Here is a 23,740-nt window from a genome sequence, read left to right as displayed (position 1 = left end):
GTAAGTTGTAGCAATATGATAGAAAATATAGATGATAAAAAGGATATAGGGCTGATATTAGACTGTAAACGAGCAATGGCAATGGACAATATTCCTTTTCCTGATATAGAGGAGGAAAGGAAACGTTTTTGGGAGAAACAAAAACAGATCCGTTCATCTGTCAATGAAGTACGTTGTGACGAATCTGTGAAGATGCGGCGGCTGAAGCGTTGGTGTATTGCCGCTTCGGTGGCTGCCATATTGTTTTTAGGGTTGTTTTTGGGAGTGTTTTTCTATCAACCTTCTGTGGTGCAGGTACAGGTATTTGCAGCCGATGAGTCGGCAGTAGATCCCAAGTTGAATTTCGGAGATGTTACTTATGTAATAAAAGAAGAAACGCCGGATCGTCAGTTATATGCTCATGGGATTGTTGCCACTCGTAAATCCATTGATTTGAGTGCGAAGAAAACGTCTGTTTTACCTTTGCAAGAACAGTTGCAAACACTGACTACTCCTTGTGGACAGGACTATACGGTTACTCTTTCCGATGGAACTACCGTATTGCTTAATGCTGCCAGTCAGCTAGTCTTTCCGGATGTTTTTGTGAAAGAACAACGAATCGTTTATTTGAAAGGAGAAGCTTATTTTGATGTAGCGTCGGATAAAGAACATCCTTTTATTGTGAAGACCGATTATTTCGAGACTGCTGTACTCGGTACTAAATTTAATGTGCGTTCTTATTCCAAAATAGATGCTCATGTCACTTTGTTAGAGGGTAAAGTGACGGTAACTAATGACAAAACGGAATCTTTGATTTTGGAACCGGGAGAGCAAGTTACCTTGTCTGAAAATGGAAAGTTAGAGAAGCAGGTAGTAGATACCTATCCATATTTAGAGTGGCAGAAAGGATATTTTTATTTTGATAATGTATCACTTATAGAGATAATGCAGGAATTAGGAAGATGGTATAATGTGGATGTTGTTTTTGAGAATGATGAGATGATCGATTATAAGATGCACTTTGTTGCCAGTCGTACAGAAAGCCTGATGTATGCGATACGTAATTTGAATGCGCTTGGCATATTTTATGTAACATTGGATGGAAACCGAATAATAATTCAATAAAATCTTCTATTTTTAATCTTTTTGCTATTTTCTTTTTAAAATTGGTACCCGATTATTGTTGATTACGTATTATTTGTGACTTTACATTTAAATTAGCAAATAATATATGATGAGACGATTGAATGAAGAGCTCCGAGAAAGATCGGGGGTACGGTATTGGAAGTACCTGGTGTGTTTCCTGATAATGTGCGCCTTGGTTACTGGTTTAGCTGCGCAGGAGAAGGAAAAGAGGGTTACGATGAAATGCGTGAATGAAAAATTAACAGATGCTTTGAAGAAAATAGAGAAGCAGTCTAGTTATAAAATTGTATTTAGTTACAATGAACTTCATGCCATCCGTGTAAATGCTACTATTGAGGGATTGACTGCTCCGGAAGCTGTAAAGAAACTGATTGCCGGACAACCGATTAACAGTTCGGTAGATGGTAGGTATATTCATGTGTTCTTGAAAAAAGATTATTCGCAGAAAGGTTTCTTAAACGGTCAGGTAGTAGATGAAAATGACGAACCTTTGCCTGGTGTATCCGTGCGTGTGAAGAATGGACGTTCGACAGGAACATTGACCGATTTGAATGGTTGCTTTTCTATTCCGGTAAAAGAGGGACAGAGTGCGATGCTTACCTTTTCTTTTATAGGGAAGAAGACTGTAGAAAAAATGGTAAATGATGGCTGGGGAGTCCAGGTGAAACTGGAAGAACTGGTGAATGCTGTTGATGAAGTGGTAGTTACCGGTTATCAAGTGATGGATAAGCGTCTGATGGCAAGTTCCACTTCTATGGTGAAGATGGATGATATAAAAATTCCGACTCTCAATACAGTGGATAAAATGTTACAAGGTACTGTACCGGGGTTAATGGTACAGAATAGTTCCGGTTCTCCTAATGCTACTCCCCGTATTCGTATGCGTGGCTCTTCTACGATTTATGGAAATGCTTCTCCTTTGTGGGTGGTGGATGGAATTGTTTATGAAGACCCTGTTGATTTGTCTAATGATGAATTGAATAATGTGTTACAGGGAACAGGAGCAGATATGCTTGAACAGGTGAACTTGAATGCCACCCGTAGTTTGCTGGGGAATGCAATTGCGGGAGTTAATCCGAATGATATTGAATCCATTACATTTTTGAAAGATGCTTCGGCTACCGCTATTTATGGTACGCGTGCAGCGAATGGAGTCATTGTGTTAACAACAAAGAAAGGTAAGATAGGGAAACCTTCGATAAGTTTCTCGGCTTCTTTGGGTTTCACAGGGCGGCCTCGTTATTCGCAGTACAATCTTATGAATTCAAAAGAACGTGTTGGTATTTCTAAAGAGGTGGCAGAAAAAGGGTATTTATATGATTATATACCTTATGCGACAGGTTTTGAAGGTGCTTTGTTCGATTTTTATAATATGAAGATTACGAAGAGTGAGTTTGACGCACAGGTGGCTAAATATGAGACAATGAACACAGATTGGTTTAAGTTGCTTTGCCAAAATGCCTTTAATCAAGATTATAGTGCCAGTATTTCAGGAGGAAATGAAACTATCAATTACTATACTTCTATTGGATATAATAATTCTAAAGGTACGACAAAGGGAGATAATTCAACCAGTTATAGTCTGACATCCAATATTTCCGCACGTCTTACAAAAAAGGTCAGAGCTTATACTCGTTTGAGCTTTTCGGAACAAAGCAGTGATGGATTTTACACTACTAATCCTTACTCTTATGCGTTAGAGACAACCCGTGCCATTGCTTCTGATGAGTACTATACAACCAAAAATAATACAATCGACGGGTTGTCCAACAACTATCCTTTGACCTATAATATATTCAATGAGTTGGCACATACCGGCAATGAGGCTAAATCTCGTAATTTCAGTGGTAATGTGGGTATTGACATAGATATCTTGAAAGGATTGAAACTCCAGACTCTTTTTGGGATGCGCTATGTTAATTCTACTAACTATCAATGGGCGGACGAACGTTCTTATTATATCGCTAGTATTCGTGGATATGATTATGGTGCGGTAGCTCCTAACAGTGAAGAAGAAAAGAAAAGCGTGTTGCCACATGGGGGTATTCTCAATTACAGTTCTACAAATAACGTAAGCTATACGGCTCGTGCACAATTTTCTTATGCTACGCTTTTAGGGGCGATGCAACAACATGCTATTAATGCTATGATTGGCTATGAAGCCAATTCTAATCAATATGATGGATTAAGTGATGTGGAATATGGGTATTATCCGGATCGTGGAATGGCCATTAGTTATGAGTATGATAAGGAAAGTGCTGGAAGTGGAGTTCTGAATAATTCTTCATTGGACAAACATAATGTGTCGCGTAAGAACTCGAAAAGCAATACGGTATCTGCTTATGCCACTTTTGTTTATGCATTAAAGAATCGTTATATTTTTAATGCTAATTTACGTGGAGATGCTTCCAATCGCTTTGGACAATATACAAATCATAAATTTCTTCCGGTGTGGAGTATGGCTGCAAGATGGAAAGTGAATGATGAGGCTTGGTTTAGGGGATGGAAAGCTTTAGATGATTTTAGCATACGTTTTTCTTATGGTCAGCAAGGAAATATTCCGACTTCGGTAGGTCCGAATTTGGTAGCGCAGTATATGGCGCTTGCAGTCAACCGTTTCTCCGGGAATTACCAGTTGGGTATCAAACGGCTTCCTTATCCGGATTTACGTTGGGAGAAGACTATAAGTACTAACTACGGATTGGATTTCTCTCTTTTGAATGGCCGGATATCCGGTACTGTTGATTATTATGTTCGTAAAGGAAAAGACCTGATTTTTAGTTTGCCGGTAGCCAGTGAATATGGAACGACTCAAACTTTCCGTAATGGAGCTAGTATGAAAAACTATGGTATTGAGGTAGGGTTAACTTTCATTCCTATCAAGACCCGTGATTTTACTTGGACATTAACTCCTATTTATTCAAAGAATACTAATAATATTAGTAATACTACTAAACAGGATTACACTTATCTTGATTATTTGGCTGGTAATGCCTATGAAGATGGAAAGCCTGTGAATGCACTGTATGCATGGGAGTTTACAGGGCTTGATCATGAGACGGGACGTGCTACGTTTGCGCATTGTTCAACAAAAGAATCGGATGTGGAGAAAAGTGACGACCCGAAAAGTTATTTGAAATATTGCGGTTCAACCGATCCGAAATTTAATGGCGGACTTTCTACTTCTTTGCGTTATAAGAACTTTATATTGAATGCCCAATTTGCTTATGCTTTTGGTCATGTGAGACGTCTGAATTTCCTATTCAACGGAACAATGAAGATGCCTACTCCACAGACAAACTTAACTACGGATTTTTTGAATTGTTGGCGTGAACCTGGCGATGAGGAGCATACAAATATTCCGGGCATTGCTTTTGGGGAGGCTCAGAACTATTATGTCTATACTCCGATTGCGAATGCATCTCAACAGAATACTTATGATATGTATAATTATTCAGATGTCCGTGTAGTAAAAGGTGACTTTTTCCGTTGCCGTAATCTGATGTTGACTTATACTTTTCCAGATAAGTGGATGCGTCCGTTAAATGTCGGAAGTATGTCTTGTTCATTTAATGTTACTAATCTTTTTACTTTGTGTAGTTCGAAATTTAACGGGCAAGATCCGGAGGTGGAATCTACAGGAAGCGTAGCATTGCCCATTACACGGACTTATTCATTTTCTGTAAGTCTTAGTTTTTAAATCTTAATATCTTTTGTAGATTATGAAAGTGAAAAATATATTAACAATATTCATTGTGTGTATACTATCTTCTTGTGGAGACTTTTTGAAAGAAGTCTCACAGGATGAATTTGAACCGAAAACCGCAACTGCTTATCAAGAATTGTTGAATGGAGAAGGATATTCGACGACAATCTGTTTGGATCCTATAACGGATGTATTGAGTGATGATGTTGAAGGGGTACAAGGACAATCGTATAATTATACAGATGAGAATTTAGCTCATCGGGCGGTTTATACGTGGCAACCCAATATGTATTTGCTGTTGGCTGATTATGATATGACTAGTCTGTTGCACGCATATCAAAACCTCTATAAATGTATTATGGCTTGTAATCTTGTGATTGATGGATTGACTGATGCGGATGGAACAGAGGATGAAAAAGCACAGACAAGAGGCGAGGCTTTGTCGCTTCGCGCTTATTACTATTTTTTATTAGTAAATATGTATTCTATGCCTTATAATTGTCCGGGAAATACTCCGGAAACTCTTTTGGGGGTACCTTTGGTTATTGAACCGGAGATAAAAGATGAGGGTATTGCACGTAATACTGTTGCTGAAGTTTATGCTCAGATATGTAAAGATATTGAAGAGGCTTGTAGACTGCTTGATGACAAAGCTAGTAATAATATCGGATTATTCCGTATTAATTATGTTGGAGCTCATCTTTTAGCCTCTCGTATCTATTTGTATATGGAGAATTGGGATAAGGTAATAGAACATGTGAATACCGCTTTGACAAACGCACCGGCACTGGTCGATTTGACAACATATCAGTTGAGTAATACATCCTTACCGCAGTATTCTACTAATAATATTATTTCCAGAGACTTTCCGGAAGTCATATTTATCAATGGAGGTGTAACAGGACGTATAAAAACGGAAGCTACGCTTATTAAAGTGTCTGAGAGTAGATCGGACGGTGGATTATTAAGTCTATATGAACCTTCGGATGCTCGTAAAGGTATCTTTTTTAGTGAAATGAGTATGTATTATAAATATTGGATGGCTAAACGGGGAACCCAAGAACAAGGCTTTGTATGGCGTACTGCAGAACTTTATTTAAATCGTGCCGAAGCTTATGCAGGCAAATATGTTGCCGGGGATAATTCTTGCGGGCAAAAATCGGCAGATGACCTGGATGCTCTCCGTAGCAAGCGTTTATCAGATTTTACAGCCTATACATTGACTACCCCAGAAGATTTGATTGAGTTTTGTCATGAGGAGCGCCGTCGTGAACTTTGCTTTGAGTCACACCGATGGTTTGATCTTCGTCGTTATGGTATGCCTTCTATCAAACATTCTTGGTATGATGCGTCGGGCAATCGTACTGTTTATACATTGAAAGAAAGAGATCTAGGTTATGCATTACCTATTCCGCAAGATGCGATGGATACGAATTCAGCTTTGAAACAAAACGAATTGGCACCGGAGCGTATTGGTGAGATGAATTAAGTACTAAACTAATATGGATAAATAAAAAATGATGGTATGAAGAAGTTTATATATTTAATGATTTGTTTGCTTTCTATTGGGATATATTCTTGTGGAGAGGATGATTTAACACCTTCAGAACCAATGACTTTTGGAGAGTTTCCTCAAGGAGACGCTACTTATGATCAGGAATTCGTAGAATTTTATAATAAATATGGAGTTCAAGTATTATATAAATTTAGTGAAGCTGATTTTCGTTGGAACATTACGGAATATATTCCATATTATGCGATAGAAGCTGAGAGTAATAGTATCGAAGATGGATGGAGTTTCCTGAAAGAAAATTGTTTGTCTATCTGGAGTGATGATTTTTTGAGGAAGTTTATGCCCTATCGGATTTTATTGGCTTCAGAAGTGTACAGTTTAAAAGATACCTATCAATATGATGATGAAGGAAATAAAATCTATCAGAAGATTCCAAAGAAAGCTATATATGGACTTAATCATCTTACTTTTGGTGCGGTGAATGGTAGGTTATCTTCTCTTTCTGTTTCAGAGAAGAAAGAATTGATTGGTGAAATAGCTTTTGCTATTACAGGTTACGCGACTTCAAAAGAAAAGATGGAGATTCCGCAAAAGTTTCAAACTTATCATGACGATTATATCAATAATGCGGGAGGAGATTATGTGGGTGATTGGGGATACAATCGGGGAGGTATTCTAGAGTATCGTGATGGTGGCATGGATGTCTATTATGATTTTGGATTGTTTGTAAAGTATCTGGTGATGATGAGCAAAGAGGAGTTTGAGAGTACTTTCCTAACGGATGAATTTGATAATGGTACATACTATGATGCCAATTGGAACTCCTACCGGGGATATCCTGTAAAGAATAAATATGAAGCAGTAATTGATTATTTTCAAAACACTTTAGAGATTGACCTTCATGAGATTGGGGCTAGGATATCTCAGTTGCAATAATCAAAAACTCTAGAGCATAAAAACTAAGGTAAAAACAAAATGAAAAAGTTATTAGTATTGTTTGTTTTTTGTGCATATGTATTTAGCGGCTATGCACAGTCTCGTTTGTCCGGTATTGAAAAACCACAGGCAGGTTCTCTTATTTCATTTAATTATCAAGCAACGGGAGGACCGTTGGAGAACCATGATACGTTGTCTTGTACTGTTTATCTTTATGAAGATTATTTATGGAGAATGGACGATGTGACTTTAATCCGTGTTGAAAAGAATCAGTGGAAAGGTACTTATCAATTATCCGATAATTGTGCTTTGTTTGCTCTTTCATTTCTTGCTGGTGAAATGTGGAACCGTATAATAGATAATAATGATGAGAACGGGGGATATGTATTTACTACATTGGATACACAGGGAAAAATGCTGCCTGGTGGCTATTTAGGATGGGGGACATTTCGTAAGCCTTCCTGCTTCCATATTGGAAATTACTTTCAGAAGTTTGATATTCAGGATGAGGCTGTGGAGATGTGGACAACTAAGGAAATGGAGCATTATGCAGCCAACCTTCCTAAGTTTGTGGACATCTATATGAATATGGTAGCCTTACGTATGGGAGAAAAAAACAAGAAGGCAGTTGATTTTCTGTTTCAGAAAATAAATAAGGAGTTTGCCGTAACAGAATTTATTTATGCTACTTTTGAGAATATCTATCGTTTTAAGTTGCAAGACAAAGAGAAGGCTGATTCGATAAAGGCGATTGTTTTAAAACAATATCCTAATGGGTTTACGGCCCGTGCCCAAATGTTCCATCAGATAGAGGCGATGCCGTTGGGTGAAGAACGTTTGACGCAGACAGAAGGTTTCTTTAAAAAGTATCCTTATGAGGATTGCGTGAACGATCGGTTCTCTAAGCAACAAGCTTACATGTACTATAATCTGACACGTGTTTATGCTTCTACTCTTTTTGATGGAAAGCGGTATGATAGGTTAATGGCTGCTTTACCATCTATGAATTTTGTTACATTAAGTGAGGTGTTCCGCTGGAATATATTTCGTGCTTACAAACTGAGACTGGCAAAAAATGACTCGATTTATCCGGTAGCGAAAGCGCTGATGGAACAGTTAGTGCTGAAGCGGAATGATTTGTCGAATAATACGGAGGAGTTAAGATATACTCCGAAGGAAGCGCAAGTATTGCTTGATATTCAGTTTTACGAACGTTTAGGAATCTATTTACAATTATTGAAAGATTTGAATAGAACAGAAGAGGCGTTGACTTGGTTGACTTATTACCGAGATGACCAATTGTCGTATGCAGATGCAACTGTTAATCAGACACGTTATGATATCCTGGTAACAGCAGGAAAGAATGAACAAGCATTGGATGTCTTGAAAAAGTCAGTGAAATATAATACGATTACTACGGAAATGATGGCTGCTTTACGCAAAGAGGTTAAGCCTGTATCTGAAGCTGAATTTAAGACTTATCTTGATAATTTGAAAGGGGTAGCTTTGAAAAAGGCCTTATATGAAGAGGTGAAGTCTCATATGACTGATGTAGAAATTCCTTCTTTTGAATTATTGGATATGAATGGCAACATTATAAAAAGTGATAGCTTTAAAGATAAGATTGTAGTGATTGATTTCTGGGCCAATTGGTGTGCACCATGTAAACGGGCATTTGAGGGGATGAAAATAGCTGTAGATGCTTATGCAAATGATTCTGATGTTGTCTTTTATTTTGTAAATACTATGGATTTTGGCATCAAGGGCAAACCTGCTGTAGAGAAGTACTTAAACAATAATGGATATTCTCATTTTAAGGTATTGTTTGATACATTGAAAGAGGGGACAAAAAGTTACAATAAAACTTTTAGCATATTTTCGCAGAAGTTTAACTCATCTGGTATTCCCCGTAAGGTAATTTTAAAGAATGGTAGGATGCTTTATACAGCTGAGGGATATTCAGGAAGCCCCTCTCAATTGGCAGATGAAATCAGTTATGCAGTTGAACTAATACGGAAAAGATAAATGAAAGGATTTATTTGTTTGATGATGCTTCTTCTGTCGGGGATGGGAGAAGCATTCTCGCAGAAGCCTCCAATGAAATTGGATGACTGTAAAATGTGGCGTTCGGTGGATCAGATTCAGTTGTCTGCGGATGGAAAGTGGATAGTATATAATTTTCGAGCTCTCTATAGGCAAGATTTGGATACCACTTACATATATAATGTACAAAGCGGAGAGACAATTTTAAAAACCGGATTGTCTAATTTCTCCTTTATGGGTAATGGTAAATTGCTGAAATATGAAAAGAAGAAGGAAGGAAATGATTCCGGTTCAGGACGTCCTTTGGTTTATACGCTGAATTTAGCTACGCAAGTAGAAAAACAATGGCCTGAGAATATTTTTCTAGTTCCGATTGCGGGTACCGACATGGCTTATTATGTACAATATAAGGCAGCAGGAAAGATTGATTTTACTTTTGTCAATCTGTTGACGGAAGAAGAGGACCATATCACTGGTATTAATACTTTTGGACAGGTTGAAGCGAACCGTTTGATTTACAGTGTGTCGGATAGTTTGAAGTCTACTTTGTATTTGTGGAACAGAGGGAAACAAGTACGAATCGGAGAAGTGCCATACTATATTACAGGCATTAGTGTCCCGGAGGCCAATGGTTGCGGAACTTTGACATGTGCTTCCGGTTACGATACTCGTTTCGATGCCGCTTCTATTTATACTTTTGATTTGAATAAACGTCTGTGTACAAAGTTGCTGTCTTATGGTGATATTACCGGATTACCGGATGGGACGAAGATATCTTCTTCGTCTAGATTGATAAATAATAATACTCAACTGTTGATTGAGCTGGAACCGACCGTCTATCCACAAATGAGGAGGGAAGCGGATCAGGTGAATCTGGAACTATGGGTTTGGGATGAGAATATTTCACCCCGTCGTTCTTTCAAACGTTCCGGTTTTGACGTCTCTTCATATGATAAATATATTTATGATATTGTTGCCGGAAAATGTTTCAGTTTGCCTACGAAAGGATTGTCTTCGTTGGCTTTCCCGCAAGGACAGGAAGTGAAAGGATGTATTGCGTTTGATGCAACTCCTTGGTATAAGGAGTCCGATTGGACCATGTCTCCTAATAATGATGTTTATTATATCGGAATGAATGGTAGTAAGAAGAAGTTGGCAAGCCATGGTAAATATGATTTGAGTTGGGCTCCCGATGGAAGTCAAGCATTGCTATATGATCCGGCTCCTAAAGCATGGCGGTTGATCAATATGGCAACGGGAGATATTCGGGATTTGACAACTGGCAAATTACCTTATCCTATATATGAGGAAGATCATGATTACGCTTTTGACGCTTCTTCTTATGGTGTAGCGGATTGGAATATGGATAATCAGTCTGTAATAGTATACGATCGGTATGATTTATGGAGTATTGATTTGAAAAATAGAAAAACTCCGGTGTGTTTGACACAAGGAATTGGCAGAAAAGAATTAATTACTTTCCGTAAAGCTGAAAAACCGGTTTCTATATCGGGGGGAAAACTATATCTGGAAGGCTTTGATGAAAAAAGTAAAACTAAAGGGTTGTATGTGCTAGAAGGTAAGAGACTGCGTAAAATGGCTGTGGATCCTCATTATAATCTTGTGGTAAAAGCGAGTACGGCAAATCATAAAGTAGTGCTTTGGACGAAAGAAAACTATGGAGAGAGAGACTTTTGGGTGTCCGACTTGACGTTACGGAATCCGAAACGGGTGACAGATACTAATCCACAGGTAAAGTATATTAATTGGGGGAGTACCCAATTGTACACATGGACTAATTTGGAGGGAAAGAAAAATGAAGGAATCTTGTTTTTGCCGGAGGATTACCAAAAAGGAAAGAGTTACCCTGTGATCGTATTGTTTTATGAAAAGATGACACAAGGACTTAATAGTTATCGTATACCGGAATATAGTAGTGCGACTATTGATATTCCTTGGTTTGTAAGTAATGGATATGTTGTTTTCTGTCCGGACATTAGTTATCGTATTGGTGCACCTTATGAAAGTTGTTATAATGCGGTGATAAGCGGAGTTGAGCAACTTATAAGGGATGGAATTGCGGATAAAGAACGTATTGGTATCAACGGGCATAGTTGGGGAGGTTCGCAGACTGCTTGGTTGGTGACACGTACGAACTTGTTTAAATGCGCTTCTCCATGTTCTGCAGTAACTGATCAGGTGGCAGATTATCTGATGCTCCGCGGAACCGGGCAGCCCAATATGTATTTTGAGGAGGATGCGCAAGGACGCTTGGGCAAAACATTGTGGGAGGACAGACAATTATATCTTGACAATTCTCCGGTTATGCATGCAGACAAGATACATACTCCTTTGTTAATATTCCATGGTGAGAAAGATACGAGTGTGCGTGTTTATCAGGGTATGGCTCTTTATTTTGCTATGCGTCGTTTGGGACGTCCGGCCTGGTTGTTGAATTATCGTGATGTAGGCCATCAAATGGGAGGAGATGCCGAATGTCGTGACTTTATGCAGAGGTTGATTGGTTTCTTTGACTATTATTTGAAGGCTGCTCCTATGCCGGAATGGATGAAAGCTGAAAGTAACTAATAAAACGGATAGGAATGAAAGTAATATTATTGTGGGCACTGTTGATGATTGCTGGCTGCGCGCTAAAGGCTCAATCAACTCCGGAAGAGAAACTGATGCAAACATTGTATGCAATAACGAATCTTTATGTTGATTCAATATCTAAAGAAGCTTATATCAATCATACAATTGCGGAGATGATGAGGAAGCTGGATCCTTTTTCTGAATACTTGCCGCCTGTACAGCTGCAAGGCAATGAGCAGGTATTGGGAGGGATGACAAATTTTGCTGGAATAGGTGTGGAAGGTACTTGGAAAAACGGACATTTTTATGTGACTTTTGTTGAGAGGAATGGAAATGCTTGGAAACAAGGTATTCGGGCGGGAGATGAGGTTGTATCGGTGGACGGAAAGACGCTGGGACAACTACAAGACGGTCAGATCTTTCGTTTATTGAACGGAGAAGAGGGAAGCGTGGTTACTTTGCAAGTAAAGCGGGGTAAGAAACTACTTCCTGAACGGAAGATAGTTCGTGCTTATCTACCGGTTTCCGGCATAAGAACTTCCTATATGATCGATGAGGAAACTGGTTATCTGGCTATTTCTGTTTTTTCTAAAAATGTCTCAAACGATTTTAAAAAACACCTTCAGGGGCTACTTCGTCAGGGAATGAAAAACCTGATTCTTGATATTCAAAAGAATGAAGGGGGACTTTTTGATGAAGCGGTGACGATAGCGGATGAGTTATTGGATGGAACTAAGTCTATAGTTTATGCAGATGGCGTACATATGGACCGGATGACATTTCAAGCTGGTACTAAAGGTCTGTTTGAACAGGGGCGGCTGACAGTGTTGGTCAGTGGGCAGACTAAGTCGGCGGCAGAGATTCTGGCAGGTGCTTTACAAGATTGGGATCGCGGAGTTCTGTTAGGAAGCCGTACTTTCGGAAAAGGACTTATTCAGGATACTTTTCCTTTTGAGGACGGGTCAGCACTCAGACTGACCGTAGCACGTTATTTTACTCCGAGCGGACGTTCTATTCAAAAAGTATATAAAAAAGAGGAGCAGCCATTCAAGCCATCAAGTGATACCTACAAATCTTTGCGTACTCATCGTACTTTGAAGAGTGGAGGAGGAATTATGCCGGATATTAGTGTGCAGACCGATACAATGCATTTTACGCAATGGTATAATATGTTGGTGTATAGTGGGGTACAAAAACAAACTGTGCGTGATTTTGTGGTGGAACATCGAATGGCATTGCAGAAAAAATATAAGACTTTTGAAACTTTTCAAAGAGATTTCCAAGGAGATGATTTATTACAAGAACTATGTAGAATGGCAGGAGAGGCTAATATAACTTTCTCGGAAGAAGAATATGAGAAATCGAAAAGCTTCTTGACTGTACAGCTGAAAGCGCTTTTAGCCCGTGATTTGTTTAACGAAAACCGATATTATTATCAGGTATTAAATTCGATGAATCCATGTGTCCGGAAAGCCTATGAAATATTAAGTACCCCAAGTGATTATCAAATGATTTTAAGAGAAAATGACTGATATGAAATATATTGTAATAAACATCTTTATGCTATGTGTCTGCTTGTCTTCGTGCAGGCAGGCTTCTGTATTTAAATTGGAAGCGGATGTGCATACGAATGAATATGATAGTTTGTATATTTACATGATCCGGCCAGATGTAATTTTTAGAGAAAATGATCAGAAACTGGATAGTGCGTTGATTCGTAACGGGCGTTTTAGCTTTGAGTGTCAAGTGAATGGTGAACCTTTTGTCGTCAAATTGGCTTTGCCGCCGAAAGATGATCATTTTATGTATGGTCTGCCGGAATGTAATTGTATTGTGGAGACTGGAGAGATAAAACTGGATTATACTTCTTTGGGAGTTCGATTGGAAGGAGGAATGCTGAATCAACAATATGATGATCGCCTTTTAGCTCTAAATCGGGAGATTAAGAAAAGAAATAATGTGCTTGTGGCTGAACGGGATTCCGTAGAGAAGTCACGTACTTTGAATCCAGAGGAAATGTCTGCCTTCAATCAGCGTATCGGTGCATTGTATAACGAACTGAAGCCGGCTCATGTCCGATTTGTTTCCGATTATATAGGAACAGAGGTTGGAGCATTTTTCTTTTTCTTTTATCCGGAAAATTATTATCCGGCAGATATTTACGCTAATTTATTGGCTTTGGTAGGCGAAAATTATCGATGCAAAGCAGAATTGAAGAAGGAAAAAGATAAAGAGGCTGTGGAGCATTGGAGAGAGTCCGTAGAATTAACAGAGATTGGTAATGTCTATCGTGACTTTATTTGTAGGGATTTAGCAGGAAAAGAGGTGAAATTGTCCGATTACGTACATCCTGGTCATGTGACAATGGTTGATTTTTGGGCATCTTGGTGTGTGCCTTGCGTGCAGGAACTTTCTTTCTTGAAATCGTTGTATCAAACCTATCACGGGCAAGGATTAGATATTGTCAGTGTTTCTCTGGATACGAAAAGAAGTGCATGGGAGGCTGCTGTGAAAAAACATCAGATTCCTTGGCCGCAAATCTCTGACTTGAAAGGTTGGCATGGTACGATAACTAAAGATTATGCTATAAGTGCGATTCCTTTTATTATTGTGATCGATCAGAAAGGGAAAATTGCAGTGCGTAATTTACATGATTATAAGCTGGAGAATGCAATAAAGGAATTATTGGCAGCGAAAAATAAATAAGATATTAATAGAACATAGCATTCGACCTTCGTACTGTCTCTGTGGTGACTCTTAATTTTCCAAGACATATTAGGATAAAAATTGGGAACAAAGATTTTGCTGTAGCCAGCATGATACGCTGAATATCTTGCTTCACGACATTCTTTTCTTTAGATATTTTACGCAATACTACGAATATTTGCACAAAAACTGAAAATAAAAAGCCTTTTTATTTTTGTTTTTATCTATAATTTGTACATTTGGGCATTATACCCGTTGTATATACCGCTCTAGCCGATATATATGCAATATGACGGTAATATATATACAATATAATGACCAATAATTAACCTTTAAATAATGCACAACTATGAGTTATTTACGATTTGACAAGACCCTCATGACGAATCTCGAAGAGTCTCTTCAAAGAGAAATTCTTCGGACGAACAAGGCAGGAGCTTATCATTGTACAACGATTGTTGATTGTAACACACGCAAATATCACGGCCTGTTGGTGATTCCTATCCCCAATATAGACGATGAAAATCATGTGCTGCTATCTTCTCTTGATGAAACGGTAATTCAACACGGTGCAGAGTTTAACTTGGGATTGCATAAATATCAAGGAAATAACTTCAGTCCTAACGGGCACAAGTATATCCGTGAATTTGATTGTGAACATATCCCGGCGACAACTTACCGTGTTGGAGGTGTGGTTCTCCGCAAAGAAAAAATCTTTGTACATCATGAAAATAGAATCCTGATTCGTTATACGTTGCTGGACGCTCATTCGGCGACAACTTTGCGTTTCCGGCCGTTTCTTGCTTTCAGAAGTGTACGCGAATATACCCATGAAAACGCTCAGGCGAGCCGTGAGTATCAATTGGTGGAGAACGGAATCAAGACTTGTATGTATCCCGGATATCCGGAACTTTACATGCAGTTGAATAAAAAATGTGAATTCCATTTCCAACCCGACTGGTATCGGGGAATCGAATATCCGAAGGAACAGGAACGCGGATATGACTTCAATGAAGATCTTTATGTACCCGGTTATTTCGAAGTGGATATAAAGAAAGGAGAAAGCATTGTTTTCTCTGCCGGAATTTCAGAAACGACGACTCGCAGGCTGAAACAGACATTTGAAGCGGAAGTGGCCGATCGTACACCGCGTGATAGTTTCTATCACTGTTTGGAGAACTCTGCTCATCAATTCCACAATCAGCAGGAGGGCGAACACTATATTCTTGCCGGTTATCCGTGGTTCAAATGTCGGGCGCGCGATATGTTCATCGCTTTGCCGGGACTGACACTTGCCATTGACGAGATAGATCAGTTTGAAGATGTGATGAAAACGGCGGAAAAGGCAATCCGTAACTTCATCAATGAAGAACCTGTGGGGTACAAAATTTATGAAATGGAACACCCCGATGTGTTGCTGTGGGCTGTATGGGCTTTGCAGCAATATACCAAAGAAACTTCGCGCGAACAGTGCCGCCAGAAATATGGAGAGCTTTTGAAAGATATCATGGTATTTATCCGTCAAAGGAAGCATGATAACCTCTTCCTGCATGAAAACGGACTGTTGTATGCCAACGGTACGGAGAAGGCGATTACTTGGATGAATTCTACGGTAAACGGTCATCCGGTGATTCCGCGTACGGGATATATTGTTGAATTTAATGCGTTGTGGTATAATGCGTTGCGCTTTGTGGCTGATTTGGTACGCGAAGGTGGTGATGTAATCCTTGCAGATGAACTTGATGCGCAGGCCGAAGTGACCGGTAAATCATTCGTGGAGGTGTTCCGTAACGAATATGGATATTTGCTCGATTATGTAGATGGTAATATGATGGATTGGAGTGTACGTCCGAACATGATATTTACCGTAGCATTTGATTATTCTCCTTTGGACAGGGCACAGAAGAAACAGGTGCTAGATATCGTAACCAAAGAATTACTTACTCCTAAGGGAATTCGCTCACTGAGTCCGAAGAGTGGGGGATACAATCCGAATTATGTAGGTCCGCAGGTACAGCGTGATTATGCATATCATCAGGGAACGGCTTGGCCTTGGCTGATGGGATTCTATCTGGAGGCTTACTTACGGATCTATAAGACGAGCGGACTGTCGTTCGTTGAGCGTCAGTTGATTAGCTATGATGATGAAATGACAAGCCATTGTGTGGGTTCCATTGCCGAACTGTTTGATGGAAATCCGCCTTTCAGAGGACGTGGTGCTGTGTCATTTGCAATGAATGTAGCGGAAATATTACGTGTTTTGAAGCTGCTGTCTAAATATTATTAAAGAAAGGAGGAACGAAGATGAAAGTTTTAATGTTTGGATGGGAATTCCCTCCGAAAATATATGGTGGTCTTGCAGTTGCTTCTTACGGAATAACTAAAGGATTGAGCTTGCAGGGTGATATGGAAACAGTATTTTGTATGCCTAAGCCCTGTGGTGAAGAAGAAAAGTTTTTGAAAATAATCGGTATGAACCAAGTGCCTATTGTGTGGCGTGATGTTAATTATGACTATCTGAAGTCACGCTTGCACGGGGGGATGTCACCAGAAGAATATTATTCTTTCCGCGACCATATTTATGCCGATTTCTCCTATATGCATGTCAATGATTTGGGATGTATGGAGTTTGCAGGAGGTTATCCTGGAAATCTGCACGAGGAAATCAACAACTTTTCGATTATTGCCGGAGTAGTAGCCCGTCAGCAGGAGTTTGATATTATCCATGCGCATGACTGGCTGACTTATCCTGCCGGTGTGCACGCCAAGATGGTGAGCGGCAAACCGCTTTGTATTCATGTGCACGCTACGGATTTTGACCGTTCTCGCGGAAAAGTCAATCCGACTGTTTATTCGATTGAGAAGAACGGTATGGATCATGCCGACTGTATCATGTGTGTGTCCGAACTGACCCGCCGTACGGTGATTAATGAATATCATCAGGATCCAAGAAAAGTATTTGCCATGCACAATGCCGTTTATCCATTGTCGCAGGAACTTCAAGATATTCCACGTCCCGATCATTCAAAAGAGAAAGTAGTTACTTTCCTCGGACGTATCACAATGCAGAAAGGTCCTGAATACTTTGTGGAGGCAGCCGCTCTGGTGTTGCAGCGTACCCGTAACATCCGTTTCGTGATGGCAGGTTCGGGTGATATGTTGAATGCCATGATCAATCTGGTTGCCGAGCGTGGTATTGCCGACCGTTTCCATTTTCCGGGATTTATGAAAGGTAAGCAGGTATATGAGGTTTATAAGAATAGCGATGTGTTTGTTATGCCTTCTGTATCAGAACCTTTCGGTATCGCCCCGTTGGAAGCGATGCAATGTGGAACGCCTTCCATTATATCAAAGCAGTCGGGATGCGGTGAAATTCTCGATAAGGTGATTAAGACCGATTATTGGGATATTCATGCGATGGCCGATGCGATTTATTCCATTTGTACCAATCCGTCTCTTTTCCAGTATCTACAGGAAGAAGGAAAGCGGGAAGTGGATGGAATTACTTGGGAAAAGGTAGGCTTGAGAATCCGTGCTCTCTACGAGGATGTGTTAAGAAACTATGGTAAATAACGAAACAATATACAAAAATGAGAACTATCTGTCTTTATTTTGAAATACATCAAATTATACATTTGAAACGTTATCGTTTCTTCGATATCGGTAATGATCATTATTATTATGATGATTATGCGAATGAAACGAGTATGAATGAGGTTGCCGAACGTTCATATATTCCTGCTCTCAGTGCATTGATTGAGATGGCTAAAAATTCGGGTGGCGCTTTCAAGGTGGCGCTTTCTATCTCGGGTGTGGCTTTGGAACAGTTGGAGATCCATGCTCCGGCAGTAATTGATTTGTTGCATCAGTTGAACGATACCGGTTGTTGCGAGTTCCTTTGCGAACCTTATTCACACGGTCTGTCCTCACTTGCTAACGAGGATTGTTTCCGTGAGGAGGTGATTCGCCAGCGTAATAAGATGAAACAGATGTTTGGCAAAGAACCGAAAGTATTCCGCAATTCCAGTTTGATTTACTCGGACGATATTGGTGGATTAGTGGCTTCTATGGGCTTCAAAGGAATGTTGACGGAAGGTGCTAAGCACGTATTGGGATGGAAGAGTCCGCATTATGTATATCACTGCAATCAAGCTCCCAGTCTTAAACTTCTGTTAAGAGATTTTAAGTTGTCGGATGATATCAGTTTGCGTTTCTCTAACTCGGATTGGGCGGAATATCCTCTGTTTGCAGATAAGTATATCAGTTGGATTGATGCGTTGCCACAGGAAGAACAGGTTATCAATATCTTTATGGAATTGAGTGCGCTTGGTATGGCTCAACCGTTATCTTCTAATATTCTGGAGTTCTTGAAGGCTTTGCCGGAATGCGCAAAGGCGAAAGGTATTACTTTCTCTACACCGACCGAAATTGTGACGAAACTGAAATCTGTATCTCAGCTTGACGTTGCCTATCCGATGTCATGGGTGGATGAGGAAAGAGATACTAGCTGCTGGTTGGGTAATGTCATGCAACGTGAGGCTTTCAACAAATTGTATAGTGTGGCGGAACGCGTTCATCTGAGTGATGACCGCCGTATCAAGCAGGACTGGGATTATTTGCAGGCAAGTAACAACTTCCGTTTTATGACTACGAAGAATACGGGTATCTGGCTGAATCGTGGTATTTATGATTCTCCTTATGATGCGTTCACTAACTACATGAATATTTTAGGTGACTTCATTAAACGGGTGGATTCATTGTATCCTGCCGATGTGGATAGCGAGGAACTTAATTCTTTGCTGACTACGATCAAGAATCAGGGAGATGAAATTACTGAGTTGGAGAAAATGGTTGAGAAGTTGCAGGCAAAGGTAGCTAAAGAAACTGCTGCTAAGAAAACGGCTACGAAATCCGTAGCAAAGAAGGCTGCTGCTAAAAAGGTTGAAGCTGAACCGAAAAAAAACAACCGGAAGACCCAAAAAAACTAAAATAGCTGAAAAGTAAAGAAGGAATAAGTATCTGATTATAATGAACCCCGTGAATGAGATGTAATTTACATCAAACTCACGGGGTTTTTATTGTGATTCTATGAGAACGGTGTCTATAAAGAAACAGCGCAGATTACATAAAAGTAGTCTGCGCTGTTTCTTTATAGATATATTTTCTATTTCGATTTAGTTCCAAAACTTGTAGAGATAACTTCAAGCTTGAGCACGTTGTCCGGATATAAAGGATTACCTTGTGGATCTTGTTGATTTCCTTTGCTTCCTCCTTTTAAGCGTGCATATCCCGGTTTCAAATCATGTTGTATGCTGATTACGTTAGAACTGCTGTAATAACTGTTTGAAGAGGCATCTTTGGTTACAAGTACTGGAATGAGTACAAATTTATCCCATTCAATCAACTCCTCCCATTTTTCGATATTATCAACATTTTCTTCATAGACATTCCCTTCTGGATCTGTCAAGGAAACTTTTGTAAATCCTTTTTCGCGTATGTCTCTTTCTGCTGCTTCTTTATCAGCCAAACAATTATTTATCATTTGTGTGATATTGTTGAATGTATATTGAGTCAAGCTAGATGTAGAAGATGAATAATCAAATAAGGATGAAGTAATTCCGTCACTTAACTGATTGTTTTTAAAGAAACTATCTTTATATTTATTCCGTATTAACAATACACTCTTAGGAATAGACATTCCGAATTTTCTATCATTAGTCTCATTATAAATAGGTATTCCTAATTTTACGGCATTCAGCGTGTCTCCTTGAAGTTGGTCTGCTATTTTATTGATAGGAAGAGTTATTTGCGTAAAGATTCCTGCAGGACTTTTCAAATATGTCCATCCGTCTTTCTTTATACAGTCTTGAATGGCGGTATTGTCATTCTTAAGTTGATTTGCCTGAATAACTTCACGGGTAGAAGTAAACATACGATATCCGTAATAGGTAGAATCAGGTGACTCGCCATCTTTCACTACTGTTTTTGGTAATATAGTACCTTTGATGGTATCAATAGCATAGGATTTGTATACCACATTCATTTGAATTTGATTAATGTAAAGTATTGTACCGTCACCATAGTCGCTTTTAACGTAAATCCCTTTGAACGCCTCTCTAAAAGCCTTATTATCGAAATTTGTACCAGCCTTATAAGCGTGTTGTATAATTTCTCTACCTATTCTTATTGCCGCATCATCTTTAAAAGAGACATGTACACTGGGGACGTATGTACTAAGATTTCTAATGGAATCTTTTACTGATAGGTCAACCGCAGTGTAGGCTTTAGTTCCTAATAGGTTTTGTGGGGTATAAAATTCTTCGGGGTTAATATCTGTATAATAAGCATTGTTCTCATTCAGCTCTTTTTCTGCATCTCCTAATTCATAAACACTTAAGCGGGATGCTGTTAATGAATCTCCAAAATAGCTGTCATACCATAAGTAGAGTTCGATCGTGTGAATATTGCCAATAATTTTGTCATTTTCATCCCTTACAAAAGTAATGTCTTCTTTATCTTTGGCGTTCCCACCTTCTCCCACCATTGTTTGGGTAAGTTTATTTTTGTTGTCAAAGGCTGTATTTTTGTCATAATTGAAGATTCCGGGAAATGTCGTTCCTTTAGGGCAATTTAATTCTGCCAAGAATCCGGCTTGGTAAGTTCCAAATGTTTCATCTGTGAATTTCCCGACATATCCGATATTACTCATAGCGTAAATCTTCCCGGCATGAACGGATTCTGTTGTCACGTCAAATGTCGTTAGTTTTCCATTAATATTCTGGTCACTTCCCGGAAACATTCCTAGTCCCAAACCGGCTGTATTATCATCACAGCCGAAAAAAGTGATTGCCAATAAAGCTATTAAGGCATATTTTGCTTTCATGATCGTCGTATCTTGAATTTTTTATTCTTCTTCGTTATTGCTGGCAGTAGTTTCCCATACCTTATCGTAGAATTCATTGCAGGCATCTGCATAGTTTTCCGGATTTTGGTAATCAAGTACCAGCTTGCCTGATTGGCGGGCATATTCAATAATGGATTCGTCCACTTTTTCACTGTTTTGTATTACTCCATCGGAATAATCAACAGCTAGTTTGCAGAGAGCAGCATAATCTACCGGTTCTTTCAAATCACCCAAGTCTTTCTTTGTGATACCTTTCAACATCAATTTAGTTGCAAAGTCATCGCTAAGTGTATTTTTAAAGTCGTCTTCATAAACCGAGAATACTACTTTAGCGTCACGGAAGGAAGGTTCGTCTTTGTAGGCTTTCTTAATATAAAGAGGAGCCAAAGCAGTCATCCAGCCGTGACAGTGAATTACATCCGGACACCAGCGCAACTTCTTCACCGTTTCCAGCACGCCGCGTGCATAGAAGATGGCGCGGCTGTCGTTATCATCATATTCCACACCATTTTCGTCTGCAGTCTGCATACGGTTCTGGAAATAATCATCATTGTCGATGAAATATACCTGCATACGTGCGGATTGAATAGAAGCGACTTTTATGATTAGGGGGTGGTCAGTATCGTCAATAATCAGATTCATACCGGAAAGACGAATCACTTCGTGCAGTTGGTTTCTGCGCTCATTGATGTTTCCCCATTTGGGCATAAAGGTTCTGATTTCACGGCCTTTTTCTTGGATCGCCTGTGGAAGGTTTCTACCTATATTGGCCATTTCGGATTCTGAAACGTAAGGTGTAATCTCTTGAGTAATAAATAAAACTTTATTCGCCTTTGTCATAATAACAATAGTTCTCTATAATATTGTGCAAAGATACGAAAAAAAAGACACATTAAATAAGATATTCTTTCTTTATGTGGCAAATATTAGTTTATTTTGCAGAGTTTTTGCAAACGAGTAAAACATAAACCAATAGACGAAAATGAAAGTAGTGCACACTATCAAGGACTTACAGGCCGAATTGTCGGCACTGAAAGCCCAGGGTAAAAAGGTAGGATTGGTTCCTACAATGGGTGCTTTGCATGCGGGACACGCATCTCTGGTAAAGCGCAGCGTAAGTGAGAATGGTGTAACTGTAGTGAGTGTCTTTGTGAATCCCACACAGTTTAACGATAAAAACGATTTAGAGAAATATCCGCGTACGTTGGAGGCTGATTGCAGCTTGTTGGAAGAATGTGGTGCAGCATTGGTATTTGCTCCTTCGGTGAGTGAGATGTACCCGGAACCGGATACCCGTCAGTTCAGTTATGCTCCGTTGGATACTGTGATGGAAGGAGCGTTCCGTCCGGGACATTTCAATGGTGTTTGCCAGATTGTCAGCAAGCTGTTTGACGCAGTGCAGCCGGATAGGGCTTATTTCGGTGAGAAGGATTTCCAGCAGTTGGCGATTATCCGTGAGATGGTTCGGCAATTAAATTATTCTTTGGAGATTGTGGGTTGCCCTATCGTACGTGAAGAAGACGGGTTGGCATTGAGTAGCCGTAACAAGCGTTTGTCTGCAGAAGAACGTGAAAATGCTTTAAATATTTCCCGCACATTATTTAAAAGTCGTAACTTTGCGGCCACTCATACGGTAAGTGAGACGCAAAAGATGGTGGAGGATGCGATTGAAGCTGCACCGGGCTTGCGTTTGGAGTACTTTGAGATTGTAGACGGAAATACATTGCAGAAGATAAATGATTGGGAAGATACTTCTTATGCGGTAGGGTGTATCACCGTATTCTGCGGGGAAGTACGACTGATTGATAACATTAAATATAAAGAATAACTAAAAAGACGAAACCTTATGATGATTGAAGTGTTGAAGTCGAAAATTCATTGCGCGCGCGTCACGGAAGCTAACTTAAACTATATGGGTAGCATCACGATTGATGAGGATTTGCTGGACGCTGCAAACATGATTGCGGGGGAGAAAGTGTATATTGCCGATAACAATAACGGCGAGCGCTTTGAAACCTACATTATCAAAGGTGAACGCGGTTCGGGCAAGATTTGCCTGAATGGTGCTGCGGCACGTAAGGTGCAACCGGATGATATTGTTATTATCATGTCTTACGCATTGATGGATTTTGAGGAAGCCAAGTCGTTTAAACCGACAGTTATTTTCCCGGATCCAGAGACAAACAAAGTGGTAAAGTAGGAAAGTATCTTTGAT

The 23,740-nt window shown here is 39.6% G+C and carries 15 protein-coding genes and 1 pseudogene; 13 read left to right on the top strand and 3 right to left on the bottom strand.

What is annotated here, in order from left to right; all coding sequences use genetic code 11:
• The first annotated feature begins 15 nt into the window (after positions 1–15).
• The 8 genes from GD630_RS10760 to GD630_RS10725 all read left to right on the top strand — a co-directional run bounded on the left by GD630_RS10760 (position 16) and on the right by GD630_RS10725 (position 14,621).
• The gene (locus GD630_RS10760; protein WP_182505586.1) at positions 16–1,104 is read left to right on the top strand and encodes a FecR family protein; all 1,089 of its coding nucleotides are present in this window, start codon (positions 16–18) and stop codon (positions 1,102–1,104) included.
• Positions 1,105–1,210: 106 nt separating this feature from the next.
• The gene (locus GD630_RS10755; RefSeq protein WP_143865473.1) at positions 1,211–4,825 is read left to right on the top strand and encodes a SusC/RagA family TonB-linked outer membrane protein; all 3,615 of its coding nucleotides are present in this window, start codon (positions 1,211–1,213) and stop codon (positions 4,823–4,825) included.
• Positions 4,826–4,880: 55 nt separating this feature from the next.
• Positions 4,881–6,320 (top strand): RagB/SusD family nutrient uptake outer membrane protein, encoded by a 1,440-nt coding sequence (locus GD630_RS10750; protein ID WP_182505585.1) that lies wholly within the window; start codon positions 4,881–4,883, stop codon positions 6,318–6,320.
• Between the two features lie 36 nt (positions 6,321–6,356).
• On the top strand, positions 6,357–7,280 hold the full coding sequence (locus tag GD630_RS10745; RefSeq protein WP_143865469.1) for a hypothetical protein: 924 nt from the start codon (positions 6,357–6,359) through the stop codon (positions 7,278–7,280).
• Positions 7,281–7,319: 39 nt separating this feature from the next.
• A complete protein-coding gene (locus GD630_RS10740) occupies positions 7,320–9,305 on the top strand; it encodes a TlpA family protein disulfide reductase (RefSeq protein WP_143865467.1) in 1,986 nt (661 codons plus the stop codon).
• Complete coding sequence (locus GD630_RS10735; protein ID WP_143865465.1) at positions 9,306–11,912, top strand: alpha/beta hydrolase family protein; 2,607 nt, start codon at positions 9,306–9,308, stop codon at positions 11,910–11,912.
• Between the two features lie 14 nt (positions 11,913–11,926).
• Positions 11,927–13,447, top strand: a complete 1,521-nt coding sequence (locus GD630_RS10730) for a S41 family peptidase (protein WP_143865464.1) — start codon at positions 11,927–11,929, stop codon at positions 13,445–13,447.
• A 1-nt stretch (position 13,448) separates the two neighbouring features.
• Positions 13,449–14,621 carry a TlpA disulfide reductase family protein gene (locus GD630_RS10725; protein ID WP_182505584.1) on the top strand — a complete coding sequence of 391 codons (1,173 nt, stop codon included), beginning with the start codon at positions 13,449–13,451 and terminating at the stop codon, positions 14,619–14,621.
• Between the two features lie 46 nt (positions 14,622–14,667).
• On the opposite strand, the pseudogene GD630_RS21580 reads toward GD630_RS10725, so the two are convergent.
• A pseudogene (locus GD630_RS21580) lies at positions 14,668–14,805 on the bottom strand (rhomboid family intramembrane serine protease); the annotation flags it as partial.
• A 165-nt stretch (positions 14,806–14,970) separates the two neighbouring features.
• Between GD630_RS21580 and GD630_RS10720 the strand changes: the two are divergent.
• Genes GD630_RS10720 through GD630_RS10710 form a run of 3 tightly spaced genes read left to right on the top strand, consistent with a single transcriptional unit; the run spans position 14,971 to position 19,609 of the window.
• Positions 14,971–16,908, top strand: a complete 1,938-nt coding sequence (locus GD630_RS10720) for a glycogen debranching enzyme N-terminal domain-containing protein (RefSeq protein WP_143865460.1) — start codon at positions 14,971–14,973, stop codon at positions 16,906–16,908.
• A gap of 17 nt (positions 16,909–16,925) precedes the next feature.
• Positions 16,926–18,194: a glycosyltransferase gene (locus tag GD630_RS10715; RefSeq protein WP_143865458.1), complete on the top strand. Its 1,269-nt coding sequence runs from the start codon at positions 16,926–16,928 to the stop codon at positions 18,192–18,194.
• 17 nt (positions 18,195–18,211) lie between these two features.
• The gene (locus GD630_RS10710; RefSeq protein WP_143865456.1) at positions 18,212–19,609 is read left to right on the top strand and encodes a glycoside hydrolase family 57 protein; all 1,398 of its coding nucleotides are present in this window, start codon (positions 18,212–18,214) and stop codon (positions 19,607–19,609) included.
• A 176-nt stretch (positions 19,610–19,785) separates the two neighbouring features.
• On the opposite strand, the gene GD630_RS10705 is transcribed toward GD630_RS10710, so the two are convergent.
• Both GD630_RS10705 and GD630_RS10700 read right to left on the bottom strand, forming a co-directional pair.
• Positions 19,786–21,504 carry a DUF4270 domain-containing protein gene (locus tag GD630_RS10705; RefSeq protein WP_143865454.1) on the bottom strand — a complete coding sequence of 573 codons (1,719 nt, stop codon included), beginning with the start codon at positions 21,502–21,504 and terminating at the stop codon, positions 19,786–19,788.
• A 21-nt stretch (positions 21,505–21,525) separates the two neighbouring features.
• Complete coding sequence (locus tag GD630_RS10700; RefSeq protein WP_007765114.1) at positions 21,526–22,365, bottom strand: glycogen/starch synthase; 840 nt, start codon at positions 22,363–22,365, stop codon at positions 21,526–21,528.
• A 142-nt stretch (positions 22,366–22,507) separates the two neighbouring features.
• Here GD630_RS10700 and panC point away from each other — a divergent pair, with 142 nt between their 5' ends.
• Complete coding sequence (gene panC, locus GD630_RS10695; protein ID WP_143865453.1) at positions 22,508–23,353, top strand: pantoate--beta-alanine ligase; 846 nt, start codon at positions 22,508–22,510, stop codon at positions 23,351–23,353.
• Between the two features lie 18 nt (positions 23,354–23,371).
• Complete coding sequence (gene panD, locus GD630_RS10690) at positions 23,372–23,725, top strand: aspartate 1-decarboxylase (RefSeq protein WP_007765116.1); 354 nt, start codon at positions 23,372–23,374, stop codon at positions 23,723–23,725.
• Positions 23,726–23,740 lie beyond the last annotated feature (15 nt).

It is taken from the genome of Bacteroides zhangwenhongii (assembly GCF_009193325.2).
GTDB classification, from domain to species: Bacteria; Bacteroidota; Bacteroidia; order Bacteroidales; family Bacteroidaceae; genus Bacteroides; species Bacteroides zhangwenhongii.
This window is presented reverse-complemented; position numbering and strand designations above follow the sequence as displayed.

Coding starts and splice junctions, on each gene's coding strand:
- GD630_RS10710 (WP_143865456.1), top strand. CDS start 18,212: ATGAGAACTATCTGTCTTTATTTTGAAATACATCAAATTATACATTTG.
- panD (WP_007765116.1), top strand. CDS start 23,372: ATGATGATTGAAGTGTTGAAGTCGAAAATTCATTGCGCGCGCGTCACG.
- GD630_RS10725 (WP_182505584.1), top strand. CDS start 13,449: ATGAAATATATTGTAATAAACATCTTTATGCTATGTGTCTGCTTGTCT.
- GD630_RS10740 (WP_143865467.1), top strand. CDS start 7,320: ATGAAAAAGTTATTAGTATTGTTTGTTTTTTGTGCATATGTATTTAGC.
- GD630_RS10705 (WP_143865454.1), bottom strand. CDS start 21,504: ATGAAAGCAAAATATGCCTTAATAGCTTTATTGGCAATCACTTTTTTC.
- GD630_RS10730 (WP_143865464.1), top strand. CDS start 11,927: ATGAAAGTAATATTATTGTGGGCACTGTTGATGATTGCTGGCTGCGCG.
- GD630_RS10735 (WP_143865465.1), top strand. CDS start 9,306: ATGAAAGGATTTATTTGTTTGATGATGCTTCTTCTGTCGGGGATGGGA.
- GD630_RS10715 (WP_143865458.1), top strand. CDS start 16,926: ATGAAAGTTTTAATGTTTGGATGGGAATTCCCTCCGAAAATATATGGT.
- GD630_RS10755 (WP_143865473.1), top strand. CDS start 1,211: ATGATGAGACGATTGAATGAAGAGCTCCGAGAAAGATCGGGGGTACGG.
- GD630_RS10720 (WP_143865460.1), top strand. CDS start 14,971: ATGAGTTATTTACGATTTGACAAGACCCTCATGACGAATCTCGAAGAG.
- GD630_RS10760 (WP_182505586.1), top strand. CDS start 16: ATGATAGAAAATATAGATGATAAAAAGGATATAGGGCTGATATTAGAC.
- GD630_RS10700 (WP_007765114.1), bottom strand. CDS start 22,365: ATGACAAAGGCGAATAAAGTTTTATTTATTACTCAAGAGATTACACCT.
- panC (WP_143865453.1), top strand. CDS start 22,508: ATGAAAGTAGTGCACACTATCAAGGACTTACAGGCCGAATTGTCGGCA.
- GD630_RS10745 (WP_143865469.1), top strand. CDS start 6,357: ATGAAGAAGTTTATATATTTAATGATTTGTTTGCTTTCTATTGGGATA.